The 16,362-nt window shown below is 71.8% G+C and carries 20 protein-coding genes and 1 pseudogene; 9 read left to right on the top strand and 12 right to left on the bottom strand.

Translation table 11 applies throughout. The features are described from left to right. Nucleotides 1-88 precede the first annotated feature (88 nt). Both HN013_RS09075 and HN013_RS09070 read right to left on the bottom strand, forming a co-directional pair. Nucleotides 89-529 (bottom strand): GNAT family N-acetyltransferase, encoded by a 441-nt coding sequence (locus HN013_RS09075; protein WP_171164952.1) that lies wholly within the window; start codon nt 527-529, stop codon nt 89-91. Nucleotides 530-629: 100 nt separating this feature from the next. Next, nucleotides 630-1,394, bottom strand: coding sequence for a TetR/AcrR family transcriptional regulator (locus tag HN013_RS09070; RefSeq protein ID WP_171164951.1), 765 nt, complete (start codon nt 1,392-1,394; stop codon nt 630-632). A gap of 111 nt (nt 1,395-1,505) precedes the next feature. Here HN013_RS09070 and HN013_RS09065 point away from each other — a divergent pair, with 111 nt between their 5' ends. Then, on the top strand, nt 1,506-2,111 hold the full coding sequence (locus HN013_RS09065; protein WP_171164949.1) for an NADPH-dependent FMN reductase: 606 nt from the start codon (nt 1,506-1,508) through the stop codon (nt 2,109-2,111). Nucleotides 2,112-2,148: 37 nt separating this feature from the next. Further along, entirely contained in the window at nt 2,149-3,726 is a 1,578-nt protein-coding gene (locus tag HN013_RS09060; protein ID WP_249374858.1) for a DHA2 family efflux MFS transporter permease subunit, read from the top strand. Nucleotides 3,727-3,901: 175 nt separating this feature from the next. Here HN013_RS09060 and HN013_RS09055 read toward each other — a convergent pair whose 3' ends face one another. Both HN013_RS09055 and HN013_RS09050 read right to left on the bottom strand, forming a co-directional pair. After that, nucleotides 3,902-4,702 carry an SGNH/GDSL hydrolase family protein gene (locus HN013_RS09055; RefSeq protein WP_171164947.1) on the bottom strand — a complete coding sequence of 267 codons (801 nt, stop codon included), beginning with the start codon at nt 4,700-4,702 and terminating at the stop codon, nt 3,902-3,904. Then, nucleotides 4,695-5,258, bottom strand: coding sequence for a PadR family transcriptional regulator (locus tag HN013_RS09050; protein ID WP_171164945.1), 564 nt, complete (start codon nt 5,256-5,258; stop codon nt 4,695-4,697). Before HN013_RS09050 ends, HN013_RS09055 begins: the two co-directional genes overlap by 8 nt. Nucleotides 5,259-5,390: 132 nt before the next feature. On the opposite strand from HN013_RS09050, the gene HN013_RS09045 reads away from it, so the two are divergent. Next, complete coding sequence (locus tag HN013_RS09045) at nt 5,391-5,825, top strand: nuclear transport factor 2 family protein (protein ID WP_171165300.1); 435 nt, start codon at nt 5,391-5,393, stop codon at nt 5,823-5,825. Nucleotides 5,826-5,970: 145 nt separating this feature from the next. Here HN013_RS09045 and HN013_RS09040 read toward each other — a convergent pair whose 3' ends face one another. Beyond that, nucleotides 5,971-6,813, bottom strand: coding sequence for an NAD(P)H-binding protein (locus HN013_RS09040; RefSeq protein WP_171164943.1), 843 nt, complete (start codon nt 6,811-6,813; stop codon nt 5,971-5,973). A 107-nt stretch (nt 6,814-6,920) separates the two neighbouring features. Between HN013_RS09040 and HN013_RS09035 the strand changes: the two genes are divergently transcribed. Continuing rightward, nucleotides 6,921-7,418 (top strand): MarR family winged helix-turn-helix transcriptional regulator, encoded by a 498-nt coding sequence (locus HN013_RS09035; protein ID WP_171164940.1) that lies wholly within the window; start codon nt 6,921-6,923, stop codon nt 7,416-7,418. An 88-nt stretch (nt 7,419-7,506) separates the two neighbouring features. Next, entirely contained in the window at nt 7,507-8,004 is a 498-nt protein-coding gene (locus tag HN013_RS09030; protein ID WP_171164939.1) for a GNAT family N-acetyltransferase, read from the top strand. A gap of 9 nt (nt 8,005-8,013) precedes the next feature. On the opposite strand, the gene HN013_RS09025 is transcribed toward HN013_RS09030, so the two are convergent. Continuing rightward, a complete protein-coding gene (locus HN013_RS09025) occupies nt 8,014-8,751 on the bottom strand; it encodes a FadR/GntR family transcriptional regulator (RefSeq protein ID WP_171164937.1) in 738 nt (245 codons plus the stop codon). A 123-nt stretch (nt 8,752-8,874) separates the two neighbouring features. Here HN013_RS09025 and HN013_RS09020 point away from each other — a divergent pair, with 123 nt between their 5' ends. Together HN013_RS09020 and HN013_RS09015 are read left to right on the top strand one after the other, a co-directional pair. Beyond that, nucleotides 8,875-9,354, top strand: coding sequence for a flavin reductase family protein (locus tag HN013_RS09020; RefSeq protein ID WP_171165298.1), 480 nt, complete (start codon nt 8,875-8,877; stop codon nt 9,352-9,354). Nucleotides 9,355-9,437: 83 nt separating this feature from the next. Next, the gene (locus HN013_RS09015; protein WP_171164935.1) at nt 9,438-10,691 is read left to right on the top strand and encodes an acyl-CoA dehydrogenase family protein; all 1,254 of its coding nucleotides are present in this window, start codon (nt 9,438-9,440) and stop codon (nt 10,689-10,691) included. A gap of 40 nt (nt 10,692-10,731) precedes the next feature. Here HN013_RS09015 and HN013_RS09010 read toward each other — a convergent pair whose 3' ends face one another. Beyond that, the gene (locus tag HN013_RS09010; protein ID WP_312018556.1) at nt 10,732-11,250 is read right to left on the bottom strand and encodes a GNAT family protein; all 519 of its coding nucleotides are present in this window, start codon (nt 11,248-11,250) and stop codon (nt 10,732-10,734) included. Continuing rightward, the gene (locus HN013_RS32840) at nt 11,153-11,701 is read right to left on the bottom strand and encodes a DUF6228 family protein (RefSeq protein WP_249374857.1); all 549 of its coding nucleotides are present in this window, start codon (nt 11,699-11,701) and stop codon (nt 11,153-11,155) included. Before HN013_RS32840 ends, HN013_RS09010 begins: the two co-directional genes overlap by 98 nt. A gap of 109 nt (nt 11,702-11,810) precedes the next feature. Here HN013_RS32840 and HN013_RS09005 point away from each other — a divergent pair, with 109 nt between their 5' ends. Next, the gene (locus HN013_RS09005) at nt 11,811-12,944 is read left to right on the top strand and encodes an NAD(P)/FAD-dependent oxidoreductase (protein ID WP_171164932.1); all 1,134 of its coding nucleotides are present in this window, start codon (nt 11,811-11,813) and stop codon (nt 12,942-12,944) included. Between the two features lie 269 nt (nt 12,945-13,213). On the opposite strand, the gene HN013_RS09000 is transcribed toward HN013_RS09005, so the two are convergent. Next, nucleotides 13,214-14,116, bottom strand: a complete 903-nt coding sequence (locus HN013_RS09000; RefSeq protein WP_171164930.1) for an SDR family oxidoreductase — start codon at nt 14,114-14,116, stop codon at nt 13,214-13,216. Between the two features lie 130 nt (nt 14,117-14,246). Between HN013_RS09000 and HN013_RS08995 the strand changes: the two genes are divergently transcribed. Further along, nucleotides 14,247-14,585, top strand: a complete 339-nt coding sequence (locus HN013_RS08995; RefSeq protein WP_212764148.1) for a transposase — start codon at nt 14,247-14,249, stop codon at nt 14,583-14,585. Between the two features lie 98 nt (nt 14,586-14,683). Here the strand turns inward: HN013_RS08995 and HN013_RS08990 are convergent, their stop codons facing one another. From HN013_RS08990 to HN013_RS08980, 3 genes and pseudogenes are all read right to left on the bottom strand, one after another. After that, nucleotides 14,684-15,721, bottom strand: a complete 1,038-nt coding sequence (locus tag HN013_RS08990) for a hypothetical protein (protein ID WP_171164929.1) — start codon at nt 15,719-15,721, stop codon at nt 14,684-14,686. Nucleotides 15,722-15,724: 3 nt separating this feature from the next. Beyond that, nucleotides 15,725-15,931 carry a hypothetical protein gene (locus tag HN013_RS08985; protein ID WP_249374856.1) on the bottom strand — a complete coding sequence of 69 codons (207 nt, stop codon included), beginning with the start codon at nt 15,929-15,931 and terminating at the stop codon, nt 15,725-15,727. 97 nt (nt 15,932-16,028) lie between these two features. Next, a pseudogene (locus HN013_RS08980) lies at nt 16,029-16,362 on the bottom strand (IS5/IS1182 family transposase); the annotation flags it as partial.

Here is a 16,362-nt window from a genome sequence, read left to right as displayed (position 1 = left end):
GGCCTGGAGGCTGGAGGCATGAAGGCCCAGCGGAACGCGCGGCCCGGGCCACCCGGGCCGCGCGCCCGTCCCGCCCCGAAGGCGCGAGTCAGACAGGGTCGTTCTCGAAGCTCATCATCATCATGCCCTCGGGGTCGTACACCGGCACGAACCCGACCTGCGCGTAGAGCCCGTGCGCGTCCTTGGTGGTCAGCAGGAGCCGCTTGAGCCGGTACGGGGCGAGGTGGTCGCGGACGGCGGTCGCGAGCCAGGCGCCGAGACCCCGTCCCCGGTGGTCCGGGGAGACGTAGACGTCACAGAGCCAGGCGAACGTCACCAGGTCGGTGACGACCCGCGCGTAACCGGCCTGCCGGCCCCCCGGCTCGTACACCCCGAAGTTGAGGGACGCCGCGACGGACTTCTCCACGGTCTCCTTGCTGCGGCCGATGGCCCAGAACGCGTCGGTGGAGAGCCAGTGGTGGACAAGCCCGACGTCGATACGGTCGGGGTCGGTCGAGAGTTCGTATCCGTCCTGTCTGCGCATGATCATGCGGCGGCATGTTAGCGCCGCGGCCGCGGAGACCGGCCGGATTTTTCTCCTACCTTGTCAAGTCGGCGCGGCCACAGGGCAGTCAGACGCCGCAGATGCCTCAGATGCCCAGGCGCACGGCGATGCCGTCGAGCACGCAGTCCAGCCCGAGCTCGAACCGCCACGCCGCGTCGTCCTTGCGCTGCGCCTCCGCCAGATAGCGCCGGGTCGCGGGATACCTCCCGGTGCCCATGAGCCAGGTCATCTCCGGGGCCAGGCCCTCCCGCGTCTCGTCACCGGTGGTCCAGCCCCGCTTGCGCATCATCCGCAGCAGGCCGATCTCGGAGTCGACGGCGCCGTGCACGTACGCGGTGACCGTACGGAAGACGGCCATCATCGTGTCGGCGTCCAGTCCGAGGCCGTCCAGGGCCGTCAGGACCCGCTCGGAGACGGCGAACTGGCTGGGGGTGAGGGAGAAATGGTCGGCCCTGGCCATCCAGGGGTGGGCGAGCATCAGGGCGCGCGTGCGCAGCCCGACCGCGCGCATGGTCCCGCGCCAGCCCCCCGCGGCGTCCGGGAGTTCCAGCTCGCCGTGGACGAAGTCGACCATGAGAGCGATGAGTTCGTCCTTGCCGGTCACATAGCGGTAGGCGGCCATGGGGGCCACCCCGAGGTCGGCGGCGAGCCGGCGCATGGTGACGGCTTCCAGCCCCTCCGCGTCGGCGATGGCCACCGCGGCGGCGGCGATCCGCCCCGGGGTGAGCGCGGCGGACCGCGGCGCGGGCGCGGGGCGTTCGAGCCGTTCCCACAGGCCGGGCCCGGGGGCACCGCTTCCGGCCTTGCCCCCCTTGCCGTTCTTCCCGCTCTTCCCGCTCTCGCCTGACATCTTCCGCTCCTGCTCCTCGTGGCCGGACGCGGATGCCGTCGGAGGGCCTTCCGCTGCGTACAGCGTATCAACGGTAGACGTTGTACACATCAGCGTGTACGTTGTATTTCTATGGATACGACGTACACAACCGCTCCGCTCCGCATAGCCGTCCTCAGCGGCAGCACCCGGGAAGGCCGCTTCGGCCCCGTGGTCGCCGACTGGGTCATGAGCCACCTCGCCGGGCGCGACGACATGGAGGCCGACCTGATCGACCTCGTCGAGACGCCCCTGCCCACCGTCTTCCCGGCCTTCGGCGGACCCGCCCCCGAGGGGGCCGGGGAGCTGCTCGCCGCCGTCTCGCCCCGGCTGGCCGCCGCGGACGGCTTCGTCGTCGTCACACCGGAGTACAACCACAGCTTCCCGGCCTCACTGAAGAACGCCATCGACTGGCACAACCGGGAGTGGCACGCCAAGCCGGTCTCCTTCGTCTCCTACGGAGGCCGCTCCGGGGGCCTGCGCGCCGTCGAACAGCTGCGGCTCGTCCTGGCCGAGCTCAACGCGGCCACCCTCCGCGACACCGTCAGCTTCCAGCTCTCCGACGGTCCCTTCGACGCGGACGGCCGGCCCACCGACCCGCGCTCCGACGCGGCGGCCAAGTCCCAGCTGGACCAACTGGCCTGGTGGGCCCACGCGCTGCGCGACGCGCGGCGCAGGAGCCCCTACACCACCGCCTGACCCGCCCTCACCACACGTCACCGTCCCAGGGGGACCCATGAACCACCCCGCAGGGGACGGACCGGAGCCCGCGCGCCGGCCGTTCCCCCGCCTCGGCGTCTTCGGACTGATGCTCGGCATCTTCCTGTCGGCGCTCGACGGCCAGATCCTCAGCGCCGCCCTGCCCACCGTCGTCGGCGACCTCGGCGGCGTCGACCACCTCTCCTGGGTGGTCACCGCCTACCTGCTCACCGCCTCCGCGGCCACCCCGCTCTGGGGAAAGCTCGGCGACCTCTACGGCCGCAAGGGCGCCTACCTGGCCTCCGTCGTCGTCTTCCTGGCCGGCTCCGCGCTGTCCGGCCTCGCGCAGGACATGGGCCAGCTCATCGCCTTCCGCGCCCTCCAGGGGCTGGGCGGCGGCGGCCTGATGGTCGGCGCGATCTCCGTCATGGGCGTCCTGGTGGCGCCGGAGGACCGCGGCCGCTCCCAGTCCATGATCGGCATCATGATGCCGGTCGCCTTCGTCGGCGGCCCGCTGCTCGGCGGCTTCCTCACCGACCACATCGGCTGGCGCTGGGCGTTCTACGTCAACCTGCCCGTCGGGGCGGTGGTTCTGCTGGCCACCACGGCCGGGGTGCGGCTGCACAGCGAACGGATCAAGGCCCGCGTCGACGTCGCCGGCGTCGCCCTCCTGACGACCGGCATCCTGGCCCTCACCCTGCTCGGCAGCTGGGGCGGCACCCGCTACCCCTGGCTGTCGCCGCAGACCGCCGCACTCGCCGCGGTCGCCGCCGCGGCCCTCGCCCGGTTCGTCCGCACCGAGCGGCGGGCGGCGGAACCGGTCATCCCGCCCCGGCTGTTCCGCAACCGCTCCTTCACCCTGGCCCAGGGCATGAGCTTCCTGTCCGGCGCCGTCATGCTCGCCGTCATCAGCTACCTCCCGCAGTACCTCCAGCTCGCGCGCGGCGCTTCGTCCACGGCGGGCGGCATGCTGCTGCTCCCCCTGATGCTCGGCATGCTGGCGGCCCAGCTCACGGTCGGCCGCATGACGGGGAAGAGCCGTCACGAGCACCTGCTGCCGGTGGCCGGCGGCGCGCTCATGCTCACCGGCGCGCTCCTGCTGTTCCTCCTCGACGCGGACACCCCCACGCCCGTCGCCTCCGCCCTGACGGCCGTCCTCGGCGCCGGCCTCGGCACCGCCATGCAGACCGCCACCCTCACCACCATGGCCACCGCCGCCCCCCGCGACATGGGCGCCGCCGCCGGAACCGTCACCCTGCTGCGCACCATCGGCGGCACCCTCGGCACCGCCGCCCTCGGCGCCGTCTACGCGGGCCGCATGGACGATGAACTCACCACCCGCCTCGGCCACACCGCCACGGACCGGCTGACCGGCGGGAACGCCCTGTCCCCCGACTCACTGGCGGAGATGCCCGACGCCGTGCGCGCGGCGGTCGGGGAGGCCGTCACCCAGGGGCTGTACGGGGTGCTGGCCGGAGCGGCCGCCCTGGCCGCGCTCGCCTTCGCCCTGACGTGGGTGCGGCGGGGCCCGGCGGCGGAGGCGGTCGCGGCCTCTCCGGTCGCGGCCTCTCCGGTACCGGTGCGGGAGAGCGCGGAACGCGCCTCCGCCTCGTGACCCCGCCCCGGGCTGCCGTGGCCCGCGCCCTGAACCGGCCGGCGGGCCAACAGAAACGCCTGCCGGCCCCCCGCCCTGACGCTCACGACGCCGGGCTCGCCCACCCAGGAGCGCTATTTCCTCAACCGGACGTCAGGTCAAGGTCCACTCCCGACCGGGACATATGCCGCGCAGGTCACCCAGCCGCCGCCCGTACCGGCAGGAGCAGGGGCCGCTTGGGCTCCCGCCCGTCCCCCGAGGACCGGCCGCGCAGCCGGCGGACGAGCCAGGGGCCGAGGAAGGACGCGGCCCAGCGGGCCTCCTCGGAAGCGGCGCGCCACCCGGTGCGGGGCGGGAGGGGCGGCGGAGGCAGGGGGTGCGTCCAGGAGTCGTCGCTGCCGGGCAGCCCGAGGGTGTGGGCGACGGCCGCGGCGATACGGGCGTGGCCCAGCGGGCCGGCGTGCAGACGGTCCGCGCTCCACAGCCGGGGATCGGTGACGACCCGGTGGTGGGCGGTCTCGGCCACGAGCACGCCGTGGCGCCCGGCGGCCCGCCGGATGCGCCGGTTGAGCGCCTCGGCACGGGCGCCGAACGGGCGGGCGAGCGGCGTGACGCGACCGGGGTCGGGGAACGTCATGGTCACCACCTCCGCGCCCGAGGCGCGGAGCGCGGCGAACATCGCCTCCAGGTGGCCGCCGGTCTCGTCGGCGTCGAAGCGCGGCCGGAGCAGGTCGTTGAACCCGGCGACGACGGTGGCCAGATCGGGCCGCAGGGCGAGGGCGGGGTCCAGCTGCCCGGTGCGGACCTGACCGGCGAGCCGGCCGCGCACCGCGAGGTTCGCGTACAGCAGGCCGGAGTTGACCTCCGCGAGCCGGTCCGCGAACCGGTCGGCCCAGCCGCGCGGGCCGGTGGCCTCGTCGCCGTCCCCGAGCCCCTCGGTCTGGCTGTCCCCGAGGGCGACGTACCGCAGGTGGGAAACCGACGGTCCTTCAGACACGGGCACGCTTCCTCTCCCGCAGGATCTCCGCGCCGCGAAGGCACCAGTCCCGGTTGCCCTCCTCGAAGGCGAGGCCGCGCAGACAGGTCAGGTAGGGGCCGATCCGCTCACCGTGCCGCAGGAACTCCCCCTCCTCCCGGCCGCCCCGCATCTTCCGCAGCATCGCCCGGAACAGCTCCGCCTTCGCCTCGGCGAACGCCGCGCGCTCCGTGAACCGGGCGACGACCGCGTCGACGTCCACGTGGTCGGCCGCCTGGACCATGACCATCAGGTCGTCCCGGACGAACGACGGCTTGGCCGCGTCCGCCACGAACTCCTCCAGCGCGGCGAGACCCGCCTCGGTGACCCTGAACAGACGCTTGTTGGGCCGGGTGTCCTGCACGACCTCCCGCCCGGTGACAAGACCGTCCTTCTCCAGCCGGGTCAGCTCGGCGTACAGCTGCTGGGGCAGCGCGTGCCAGAAGTTGGCGACGCCCACGTCGAAGGACTTGGTCAGCTGATAGCCGCTCAACTCATCGTCCAGCAGGGCCGCGAGCACGGCGTGACGCAACGTCATGAGCCCCCTCCTTCCGCCCTCTCGGGTCTTCCGGTCCTCCCTCGCCGCATGGTACTCAAGAAAGTGACTAGTCAATTTTATGACTACAGGAGGAACCGAGTGAAGCCCACGACCGCGGCCCGGGTGAAGCCCATGACGACCGCCGCAGACCGCTTCCGCACCGCCGTCGAGCAGCACGATCTCGCCGCCCTGGAGGACCTGCTCACCGACGACATCACCTTCAACAGCCCTGTGACCTTCACCCCCTTCAAGGGAAAGTCCCAGGTCATAGGGCTCTTCAGGATCCTGCTGCGCACCTTCGAGGACTTCCGCTACGTCGGCTCGTGCGACGGAACCGCCGAGCCCCTCACCGACGGCACACCGACCCCGGCGACCGTCCTGGTCTTCCGCGCCGGCGTCAACGGCAAGGAGATCCACGGGATCGACCTGCTGCACACCGACGACTCCGGGCGCATCCGGACGCTGACGGTCATGGTCCGCCCGCACTCGGCGGTCCGCGCCCTGGGCGACGCGGTGTACGCCGGCCTCGTCGCCGACGGCCTCGTCCCGGCGCCGCCGGCGGCCTGAGCCGGTCCGGCGCGGCGCGACGGGCGCCGGGGCGTGGCCGGACGCCTCGGCGTGGAGCGCGTCGACGGCCGCGCTGTCGACATCGCCGCGCCACTCGTACGTGATCGTCACGGGCCGCGTCGTACGTCGCGGGGCACGGGCGGACTCAGCCCTGGATGAAGGCCGCGGCGTTCTCGCGGGCCCACTGCTCGAAGGTGCGGGCCGGGGTGCCGAGGACGGTCTCGGTGGTGTCGGCGACGGGGACGGGGGTCACGGTGGCGGAGGCCCACAGGCCGAGGAGCGAGCCGACCATCGCGGCGGACATGGAGCGGCCCATCTGCTCCTCGGCCTGCGCCCGGGTGATCTCCTCGACGGCGATGTCCCGCCCGGTGACGTCGGCGATGACGGCCAGCTGCTCGCGGAAGGTCAGCGACCGGCCGCCGGTGAGCGTGACCGCGCGGCCGGCGAAGGAGGCGTCGGTGAGGGCGTGCACGGCGATGTCGGCGATGTCGACGGGGTGGATGGGCGCGAGGGACGCCTCGGGGTAGGCGAGCGGCACCGGGAGGCCCCGGCCGATGAAGTGGGCCCAGCCGAGCGCGTTGCTGGCGAAGGCGTCCGGACGCAGGAACGTCACGGTGAAGTCGGCCTCCGCCAGGGCGCGTTCGACCTGGAGGTTGTGCCAGGCCAGCGGGTTGTCCTCGGCGTCCGGCGCGAGGACGGAGGCGGAGGACAGCAGGACGACGTGCTCGACCCCGGCGGCCTCGGCGGCCTTGATCAGGTCGTGGATGCCGGCGGGCTCCGGGTAGAGGAACACCTGCCGGACCCCGGCGAGCGCGGCCTCGAACGTCTCGGGCCGGTCCAGCACCAGCTCGACGGTCCCGACACCGTCCGGGACGGACAGCGCGGCGGGATCGGCACTGGCGGCCCGGACGGCGACACCGGCCGAGTGGAGGCGTTCGATGACGGTCTGGCCGACCTTGCCGCGCGAACCGGTGATGAGGGTGGTCACGAAGATCTCCGTTCCTGTTTCCTGCTGACTTACATATGCATGCTTACATGCACACGTTTTCTAGTCAACACATGTTTGCGGATCCTCATGGACGTACGATGTGGGGCATGACGACGACGAACGGGCCGAAGACGGCCGACGAGCTGCTGGACGCCGTGGGCCCGGCGTTCTCCAAGCTGCGCCGCACCGCACTGCTCGAGGTCGAGCACCCGGTCTCGACGAAGGACCTCAGCCGGACCCTGGTCCTCAACATCGTCCTGGAGGCCACCCAGGACCCCGACCGGGAGATCACCGTCGGCGCGGTGGCCGAACACCTGGTCGTGGACCCCTCGGTCGCCAGCCGCATGGTCAGCGACAACATCAAGGCCGGCTACCTGGTCCGCGGCGCCTCCCAGCAGGACGGCCGCCGCAGCGTCCTCCACCTCACGCCCGCCGGCCGCGACCTCATGGCCCGCTTCCGCCGTCACCAGCGCTCGGCGTTCGAGTACATCACCGCCGACTGGACGTCGCACGACCGGCTGGAGTTCGCCCGGCTGATGCTCCAGTACGTGGACTCACTGGCCGCGCTCCGCGACCGGGGGCCCGCCGCCGACGCCGCCGAATAGCGCGGCCCGGAGGCACGCTCGGGGTCTCCCTCGGGGTTCCCTGACTCCCGGCATCCGGTGACTCCCGGCATCCGGCTACGGTGAACGGATGATCGAGGTTCGTGACGCCGGCCCGGACGACGGGGACGCACTCGGCGAGATCCACGCCGCGGCCTGGGAGGCCGCCTACGGGCCCTTCTTCGCCCCGGAGTTCGTCACGCGGGGGGTCAGGGACCGGCGCACGCGCTGGCACCGGCGGATCGCCGAGGGCACGGGAACGCTGCTCCTCGCCACGCTCGACGCCCGCCCGCTGGCGCTCTCCTTCTCCCTCCCCTCCCCCACCCGACCGGGCCTCGCCGAGCTCTACACCTTCTACGGCCACCCCGACGGCTGGGGCAGCGGCGTCGCCCCCGCCCTGATGACCGGGACGCTGCACCGGCTGCGCGCCGCCGGATTCGCCCGGGTCCACCTCTGGACCCTCCGCGACACCCCGCGCTCCCGCCGCTTCTACGTCAAGTCCGGCTTCACCGAACGCGGGACCACCCGCACCCACGACTTCGGCGACGGCAACCCCCTCGCCCAGGTCGAGTACGAACGCGCCTGCTGAGCGGGGGGCTCAGGGCATCGGAGCCGCGGCCAGGCGCAGGGCCCGGTCGCGGTCGCGCGCGTCGAGGGCGTCGATGAGCGCGGCGTGCCGGTCGTACCGGGCACGCAGGGCCTCCGGGCCGGCGGCCGACTCGGCACGCTCGACGACCGTCAGCAGGCCGTCGTACAGCGAACGCAGCAGCACGCCGGGGCCGATGGCGGCGAGGCGGGTGCGCAGCAGCCGGTCGGCGCGGGCGGAGGCGGCCGGGTCGGCGGCGTCGGCCGCTTCGGCCAGGGCCGCCAAGTGCCCCCGCAGCGCGGCGATGTCGGCGGGGGACGCGTGCCACAGGGCGTCCTCCACGAGGAGGGGGTCGAGGGCGTCACGGATGCGCCGGGCCTCGTCGGGCCGCTGCTCGTCCAGGGCGCCGATCCAGGCCTCCGGGCGCCCGGCGGGGGGCGGCTGGGCGGCGAAGAGCCCACCGCCGGGGCCGGGCCGTACGGTGACCAGACCGCGGGCCTGCAGGAGGCGCAGCGCCTCGTTGAACGTGCCGACGGACACCCCGCACTCGGCGCGCAGCTCGTCCTTGGTCCCGAGGCGGGCGCCCGGCGGGGTGCGGGCGACGCGGTCGGCGATGCGGTCCGCCGCCACTTCGGCGCGGGACGGGGAAGAGCGGCGCTCCCAGTCGTCGCGGCACAGGGCCGGAAGGTCCGCGCCGTCGCGTGCGTGACGCGCCTCGTGCCCGCCCGTGCGGTCGTCTGTGGTTCCCACGGTGTCTCCTCGGCGCGCCGGGCTGAATTGATTATGGCGAATAGCCTCGCACCCCTTGACGCCTTTCGTAAATCGGATGCATGATCACCCTAATCATCATAATGATTAGGGGGCTTGAGCTTGATGGGTGAGCAGGACTTCCGCGACGCGATGGCCGGCGTCTGCGCCCCGGTGACGATCGTGACGGCCACCGAGGACGAGATCCCCTACGGGGTCACAGTGAGCGCCTTCGCCTCGCTGTCGCTGCGCCCCGCGATGGTCTCGGTCGCACTGAACCGCTCCTCCGACGTGCTCGGGCGCATCCTCGCGACCGGGCGGTTCGGGGTGAACGTGCTGGGCAGCGACCAGGACGAGCCGGCCAGGACCTTCGCCCGGCGGCTGCCCGACCGCTTCGCCGCGTCCGGGGTGCCCTGGCGCTACGACCACGGGCTGCCCCGGCTCACCGACGCGCCGGGCTGGCTCGTGTGCGGGCTCCGCTCGGCGGTCGAGGGCGGCGACCACCTGCTGCTCCTCGGCGACGTCGAGCACGTCCGCACGGACGAGGCCGCGCCCCTCGTCTACAGCCACCGCACCTTCGGCACCCACTCCGCGTTCGCGCGCTGAACCTCAGCCGCTCCGAACGCCGGCCGACCGAACACCGGCCGCTCCGAACCTCAGCCGTTCCGAACCTCAGCCAGGAGGCCCATATGACCACCACCCCTCCCCGCCCCGCGGCGTCCGCCGCCCCGCCCACCCCGGCCGCGCCCGCCCCGGCCCCGTCCGCCCCGATCCCGTCCGGCGCCGAGCTCGTGGCACGGGCCGAGGCGCTCCAGCCGCTGCTGCGCGACCACGCCGCCCGGATCGACGCGGACCGGCGGCTGACCGACGAAGTGATCGACGGGCTGACGCGGGCCGGGCTGTTCCGGCTGACCGTCCCGCGCCGCTTCGGCGGCTACGAGAGCGACGTCCGCACCCTGCTCGACGTCACGGCCGCGCTGGCCGAGGGCGACGGTTCGACGGGCTGGGTGACCGGCGTGGTCAACACCTGCAACTGGCTGGCCTCCCTCTTCCCCGAACAGGCCCAGGACGAGGTCTTCGGCGCCGACCCCGACGCCCGCGTCACCGGGGTCTTCAGCCCGACCGCCACCAGCCGCAGGGTCGACGGCGGCTGGCGGGTCACCGGCCGCTGGTACTACAACTCCGGCTCCCCGCACTCCACATGGGCCGTTCTCGGCATGCCCCTCACCGACGAGGACGGCACCGTGACCGACCAGGCGATGGCCCTGACCCCGCGGTCCGACCTGACCCTGGAGGACACCTGGTTCGTCGCCGGCCTGCGCGGCACCGCCAGCAACTGCCTCATCGCCGACGACATCTTCGTCCCCGAGCACCGGGTGATGTCCGTACCGGGCGCCATCAACGGCGACTTCCCCGCCGACCACGGCCCGAGCGGCCTCTACCGCACCTCCTTCGCCCCCTTCCTGGCCGTGGGCCTCGTCGGCCCGCAACTCGGCCTGGGACGCGCCGCGTTGAAGCTCGTCACCGCGAAGACCGCCACCAAGCCGATCTCGTACACCTACTACGGGACCCAGGCCGAATCCGTCGGCGTCCAGACCCAGGTCGCCGAAGCCGCCCTCCGCATCGACACCGCCCACCTGCACGCCCGGCGCGCCGCCACCGACCTCGACACCGCCGCCGCCCGGGGCGACGACCTCGACTACCTCACCAGGGCCCGCATACGCGCCGACACCGGCCACGCCGTGGACAACCTCCTCTCCGCCATCAACACCCTCCTCAACGTCCACGGCGCCGGCTCCTTCGCCGACGTCAACCCCCTCCAGCGCATCTGGCGCGACGCCTCCGTCGCCGGCCGCCACGCCGCCTCCACCCCCGCCGTGGGCATGGAGGTCTACGGCAAGGCGCTGCTCGGCATCGAGGAACGCATCACCCCGTTCGTCTGACCCGCCCCGGGGGCCGCACGGGGGTCGGCCCCTCCGCGCATCAGCGCCGGTCACGGCGCGACACATCGTCCGCCGTGATGGCCCAGCGCTCATGGTCCCGCCACTCGCCGTCGATGAACTGGAACGCCGGCGAGTAGCCCTCACGCCGGAAGCCCAGACGTTCGACGAGCCTCAGCGAGGCGGTGTTGTCCGGCTGGATGTTCGCCTCCAGCCGGTGCAACTCCATCCGCCCGAAAGCGAGCCGGATCACCAGGCCCAGCCCCTCGGTCATATAGCCGCGGCCGGTCGTGGACGCGTAGGCGGTGTACCCCAGGGTCCCGCTCCGCAGCGCGCCTCTCACGATGTTGTTGATGTTGACGCCACCCACGATCGCCCCCGTGCCGCGCAGGCAGATCACAAATCCCTCATGCGTCGGCTGCTCCAGCCGCTCCAGGTAGCCCTCGAACTCCTCCACCGTGTGCTCACGGGCCCCCAGCCACCGGCCGAGCATCCCGGCGCTCTCCCGGGCCAGCGCCGCCAGCTCGTCGAAGTCCCGCCGCACGACGTGGCGTACGGCCACGCGCGGCCCCTCCAGGGAGTAACCGGTGATCGCCATCCGGGAATCCTACGCAGGCCGTTCCGTGGCCCCTACACGTCAGGGGAATGCCGACGAGCGCCTCAAAGGCCCCGGAGGGCTTCGACTGCACACCCGCCTCCAGCCAGACGGTCACCGAAGCCCCCCAGCCGCCGATGGCCGTCGGCCACGGCCGCGACTCCCAGACCAACCCGACGAGACCACCGGACCGGAAGGCGACCGACACCGCCAGGCCTCCGCCGTCGGCCCGCCGGCCCCGCCCGCCGGCCCGTCCCCGGTACTCCGCGGCCAGTTCCGCCAGGAACGGGTGTCGAGATCGCTGCCCTGGACCCAGGCGACGACCTCGCCGACGCGATCGCTCAGCCCGGGGGCCCGGATGAAGACCGCCGGCCCTGAACGTCCGGGCGCAGGGACCGATTTGCGGTGTCGGTCGCATATCGGGGCTGTCGGTCCGATGTCGACGAATTGTCGGCTGGGCCAGGCACCTTTCCTGTGATCCCGCCGGGTGCCCGCCCGGCAGGCGTGCGACACGCGAGGAGCCACCAATGACCACTGACGTCACCATCATCGGCGCCGGGCTCGGGGGCCTGACCCTGGCCCGCGTCCTGCACGTCCACGGCATCCCGGCCACGGTCTACGAGGCGGAGCCCTCGCCGGCCGCCCGCGCACAGGGAGGCATGCTCGACATCCACGACTACAACGGCCAACTCGCGCTTGAGGCCGCCGACTTGCTGGGCGAGTTCCGCGGACTCGTCCTGGAGGGCCGCCAGGCGATGCGGATCCTCGACCGGAACGGGACCGTCCTGCTCGAAAAGGCCGACGACGGCACGGGCGGACGCCCCGAGGTGCAGCGCGGCGAGCTGCGGCAGATCCTCCTCGACTCGCTCCCCGCCGGCACCGTCCGGTGGGGCCACAAGGCCGGCAGCGCCCGTACCCTCGGCGACGGCCGCCACGAGGTCACGTTCGCCGACGGCGGCACCGTCGTCACGAACCTGCTGGTCGGCGCGGACGGCGCGTGGTCACGGGTCCGGCCGCTGCTCTCCGCCGCCACACCCGAGTACACCGGCAAGTCGGTCGTCGATACCTACCTGTTCGACGCCGACACCCGGCACCCCGCCGCCGCGAAAGCGGTCGGCGGCGGGTCGATGATCGTGCCCACACCGGACAGGGAGATCTTCGCCCACCGGGAAAAGGGCGACACCCTGCACGCCTACATAGGGCTGGCCGAGCCGCAGGACTGGTTCGCCGCCATCGACTTCACCGACGCCGCCGCGGCCACCGCGCGGATCGCGAAGGAATTCGACGGCTGGGCGCCGGAGCTCACCGCACTGATCACCGACAGCGACATCCCGCCGGTCCTGCGCCCCCTCTACGCCCTGCCGGCCGGCCACCGGTGGGACCGGGTGCCCGGGGTGACCCTGCTCGGCGACGCCGCCCACCTCTCGGCCCCGAACGGCGAAGGCGCCAACCTCGCCATGCTCGACGGCGCCGAACTCGGCAAGGCCCTCGCCGCACACCCCGACGACACCGAAGCCGCGCTCACCGAGTACGAGCAGGCCATGTTCCCCCGCAGCGCCGCAGCCGCCGTCGAAGAGCTCCAACTGCACGACTTCCTCTCCGATCACGACGCACCCCACAGCCTGATCACCGCGCTCACCGGAGACGAGCGGACCCCTTGAGCCGCCGGGTCGTGCGGGGCGGTGCGGCCCCGCACGACTCACCGATACGGGCGGCCGCGGGGACAGTTGTCGCCGCGGCCACCCCGCGCGACGGGCCGAGGTCCGTTCGCCGCTGGTGGACCGGGAGCTGACCGCGGACCTTCAGACCCTGCTCGGCAGCATCGCTGAGCAGGACTGGACGGCCGGGCGGTCACCCGCCCGGCCGAGCGTCGAAATCGGTCCGTCAGCGCGGGATTCGGCGACGCCGGGAACAAGGAGAACGCATCGGGTCAGCCCGTGACAGCACCGGCCGAGTCCTTCGCCCGCCGCACGGGATCATCCGAGAGGTCGGACGCGTGATCCGCGGCCCACTGCGCCAGCGTGCGGCCCGGCCTGCCCAGGACTCGTTCGACATCGGGCCGGACCTCGGGCGGCTCCGCCGCGTACTCGGCCTGATAGCCCAACAGGTATTCGGCGATGTCCCACGGCATCCCTGCCGTGATGTACGCGGCGCGGGCCTGGCCGTACGTCACCTGCTCGAAGCTCAGCGGCCGGCCCAGGCCCTCGGCGATCGCCGCGGCTTGCTCCCGGTGCGTGAGCTGCTGCGGCCCACTCAGCGAGTACGCGTGCCCGGCGTGGCCATCCGAAAGGAGCGCGGCAGCGGCCACTTCGGCGATGTCCGCCTCGTGGATGGGGACACCGAGCGCGTCGGGAAAGGCGCTGCGCACCGTGCTCTCCGCGCGGATCGACGCACCCCACATATCCAGCTTGTTACTGGCGAACTCGCCCGGCCGAATGTGCGTCCATTCCAAACCCGAGGCTTCGATGACCTCCTCGACGTCGCGCAGCATCTCGTAGCTGCCCGGCCGCCGCACGGTGACGGCGAGGCCGGAGAGGTCGACGATGCGCCTGACCCCCGCGTCCGCTGCGAGCTCCACGAAGGCGCGGGCCTGTTGTACCGCACGTTCCGGGTCGAGTGCTCCGGACAGGTAGTAGACGCCGTCCACTCCGTCGAGTGCCGTTGCGGCTCCGGTGAGGTCGGTGAGGCTGCCCGCCACCATCTCGACGGCATCGGGAAGGTGAGCTTCTTCCGGGTTCCTCGTCAGGGCCCGCACCCGCTGTCCGGCCCCGAGCAGCCGGTCGACCAGGACTCGGCCGGTCTTTCCCGTCGCGCCCGTTACGAGAATGGTCATGGATTCCCCTCCGTAGTCGGCGCCGAACTCGTCGGCGGGCGGCCGACGATAGGCCCGGGTGGCTCTGGCGCGCACATCTCATTTGGCGGAGCGGCAGGGTGGCCCGTCACGGGTGCGTACGATCAAAGGAATGGACGCACTCGCTCAGCGCCTGGTCCCCGACGAGATGTGGGCGGCGGCTCGTCCGCTCCTGCCGGCCCCGCCGCCGCGACCCCAGGGCGGTGGCAGGGCCGCGGCCGACGCGCGCGGGGTCATGGTCGCCGTCGTCTACGTGCTCACCAGCGGCTGCGCCTGGCAGCATCTGCCCCCCTCGTTCGGGGTCAGCGTGCCTACGGCCCACCGCTGGTTCACCCGCTGGAGCGAGGCGAATCTGTGGCAGAGCCTGAGCGAGGCGACGTCCCCCACCCCTGCGCTCGCCGCCTGGACCAGGACGATCCACGAGTGCGCGGCGCGCCGCGTCCACCGCTGAGAAACTCACCAAACGAGACATGGCACCAATTCCGGCGCCCGTCGAGCGGGACTGGCTCATCCATGGCGAGACCGGACAACTGTGGCCAGGATGGTGGTTCATCGGGCTGTTACGGAGTTGCTGAGGGTAATCGAGTGGGCAGCACTGAGAGCAATTGCCCTGGCGTGAGGGTCTTCATCGCTTCGACTCACCCGCTCCACGGTTGGGAGAAGCTCATTCCATCCCAGGTAGGCGGCAGTCAACAGCGCAGTGGCACGGACCCTGGAATCGACGTCGCTCAGCGCTTCCTCGACTACGGCGGAAACCTCGTTCGAGTATTCGGCGCCACCGGCATTAGCCAGCCGCAGGAGGATATCCTCCCGATCCGAATCCGCTTCCCAAAGATCCAGGAGATCCTCCCTGCTTTGGATGCCGTAGGAGATTCGCAGGGCTTCGAGGACATCATCGGTGACCCGCGTGAGCCCAAGGCAGAAGAGCTCAAGGGTGGCATCTTGCACAAATCGCACTTCACCCCCGCTCGGGGGTGTCCAGGCGTACTCAATCCGATCGTCATCGACGAGCGCCGACTCGCCCGCCTCCTCGGACGGAAACGTCAGCACCCAAGATCGGCGCTGAGCGAAATCAGAAAACTCGTCGATGTCGGGATAGTTCACGAATGTGAAATAACTTGCCGACATGATGACCTCTCGGGCGGACCAGGCATTCGTCGACCGCACTTCGGGGTGAATGCGGAAATATCTATGCCCTGCGAATGACATTTTGCAGATCTTGGCGGCAGGGATGTTATCGGGTTCAGTTCCTGAGCACGCGACGTAGAGGCGCCGCCGGTAGCGGATCACCTCGCCTCCGGTACGCGCCTCAATCCGGGAGATCGCTGGCAGCAGCATTCGAAGGGTTTCGTGGGTGAGCCCCGTCAGGAGTGCCAGCCGCGGCAGAACCATCGGAGTCCAGCGCCATAACGTGTCCGTCCGCTTGCCGATCAGCGCGTTCTTGAACGGCGTCAGGGTTTGCGCCAGTTGGCCCGATGTCACGTAGTTTGCGGCGGCGAGGCGGTTCAGGTGCCAGCCGAAGACCTCTCCGTGGACCGGTGGCAGAGGAAGTGGCAGGAACCGGACCGGGGCTTCCCAGGGCTCCATTACTCAGGTCGCCTTCGGCCTGCGAGCATACTTGGCACGGGGGCGATCAGGCCGGGTCTTCTGGACGGCGTGGTCGAGCTCGATCTCGTCGAGCATGCGCTTGGTGATCTTTTCCGTGCCGCTGTCGATGGCGTCGACTGTGGTTTCTCGGACGAGCTGGGAAAGACTGCCGATCAGCCCGCCAGTGCGCTCGTGGAGGTAATCGGTCATGGCGACCAAGGTGCCGGGACGATGGGCGTGTAGTCGCAGGGAGTCCTCCATCGTCACCACCAGGGCCTGCCAGCTCTCCTTAGAGCTCGTAACAGGATCATGGTTTGCGGTTGTTGAGGCGTCTCCAGCAGATGAGGCCGCAGGCCAGGGAGACGAGGGCGTCGTGGAGTTCGAGCCGTCGTTCCCGGCGGACGGCCAGGCGCTTGAACTGGTGCAGGAGCGAGAAGGTCTGCTCGACGACGTGGCGGAGCTTCCCCGGCCCCTCGATGTTGGGTGCGCCTTTGCGGGAGATGACCGGCAGGATGCGGCGCTTGCGCAGTTCGCGGCGGTTGGGGTTGCTGTCGTAGCCCTTGTCGCCGAGCAGGGCGTCGGGGCGTCTGCGTGGGCGTCCGTGCCGTCCGGCGACAGGCGGGATGCCGTCGACGAGTGCG

Source organism: Streptomyces sp. I05A-00742 (assembly GCF_013055795.1).
GTDB lineage: Bacteria > Actinomycetota > Actinomycetes > Streptomycetales > Streptomycetaceae > Streptomyces.
This window is presented reverse-complemented; position numbering and strand designations above follow the sequence as displayed.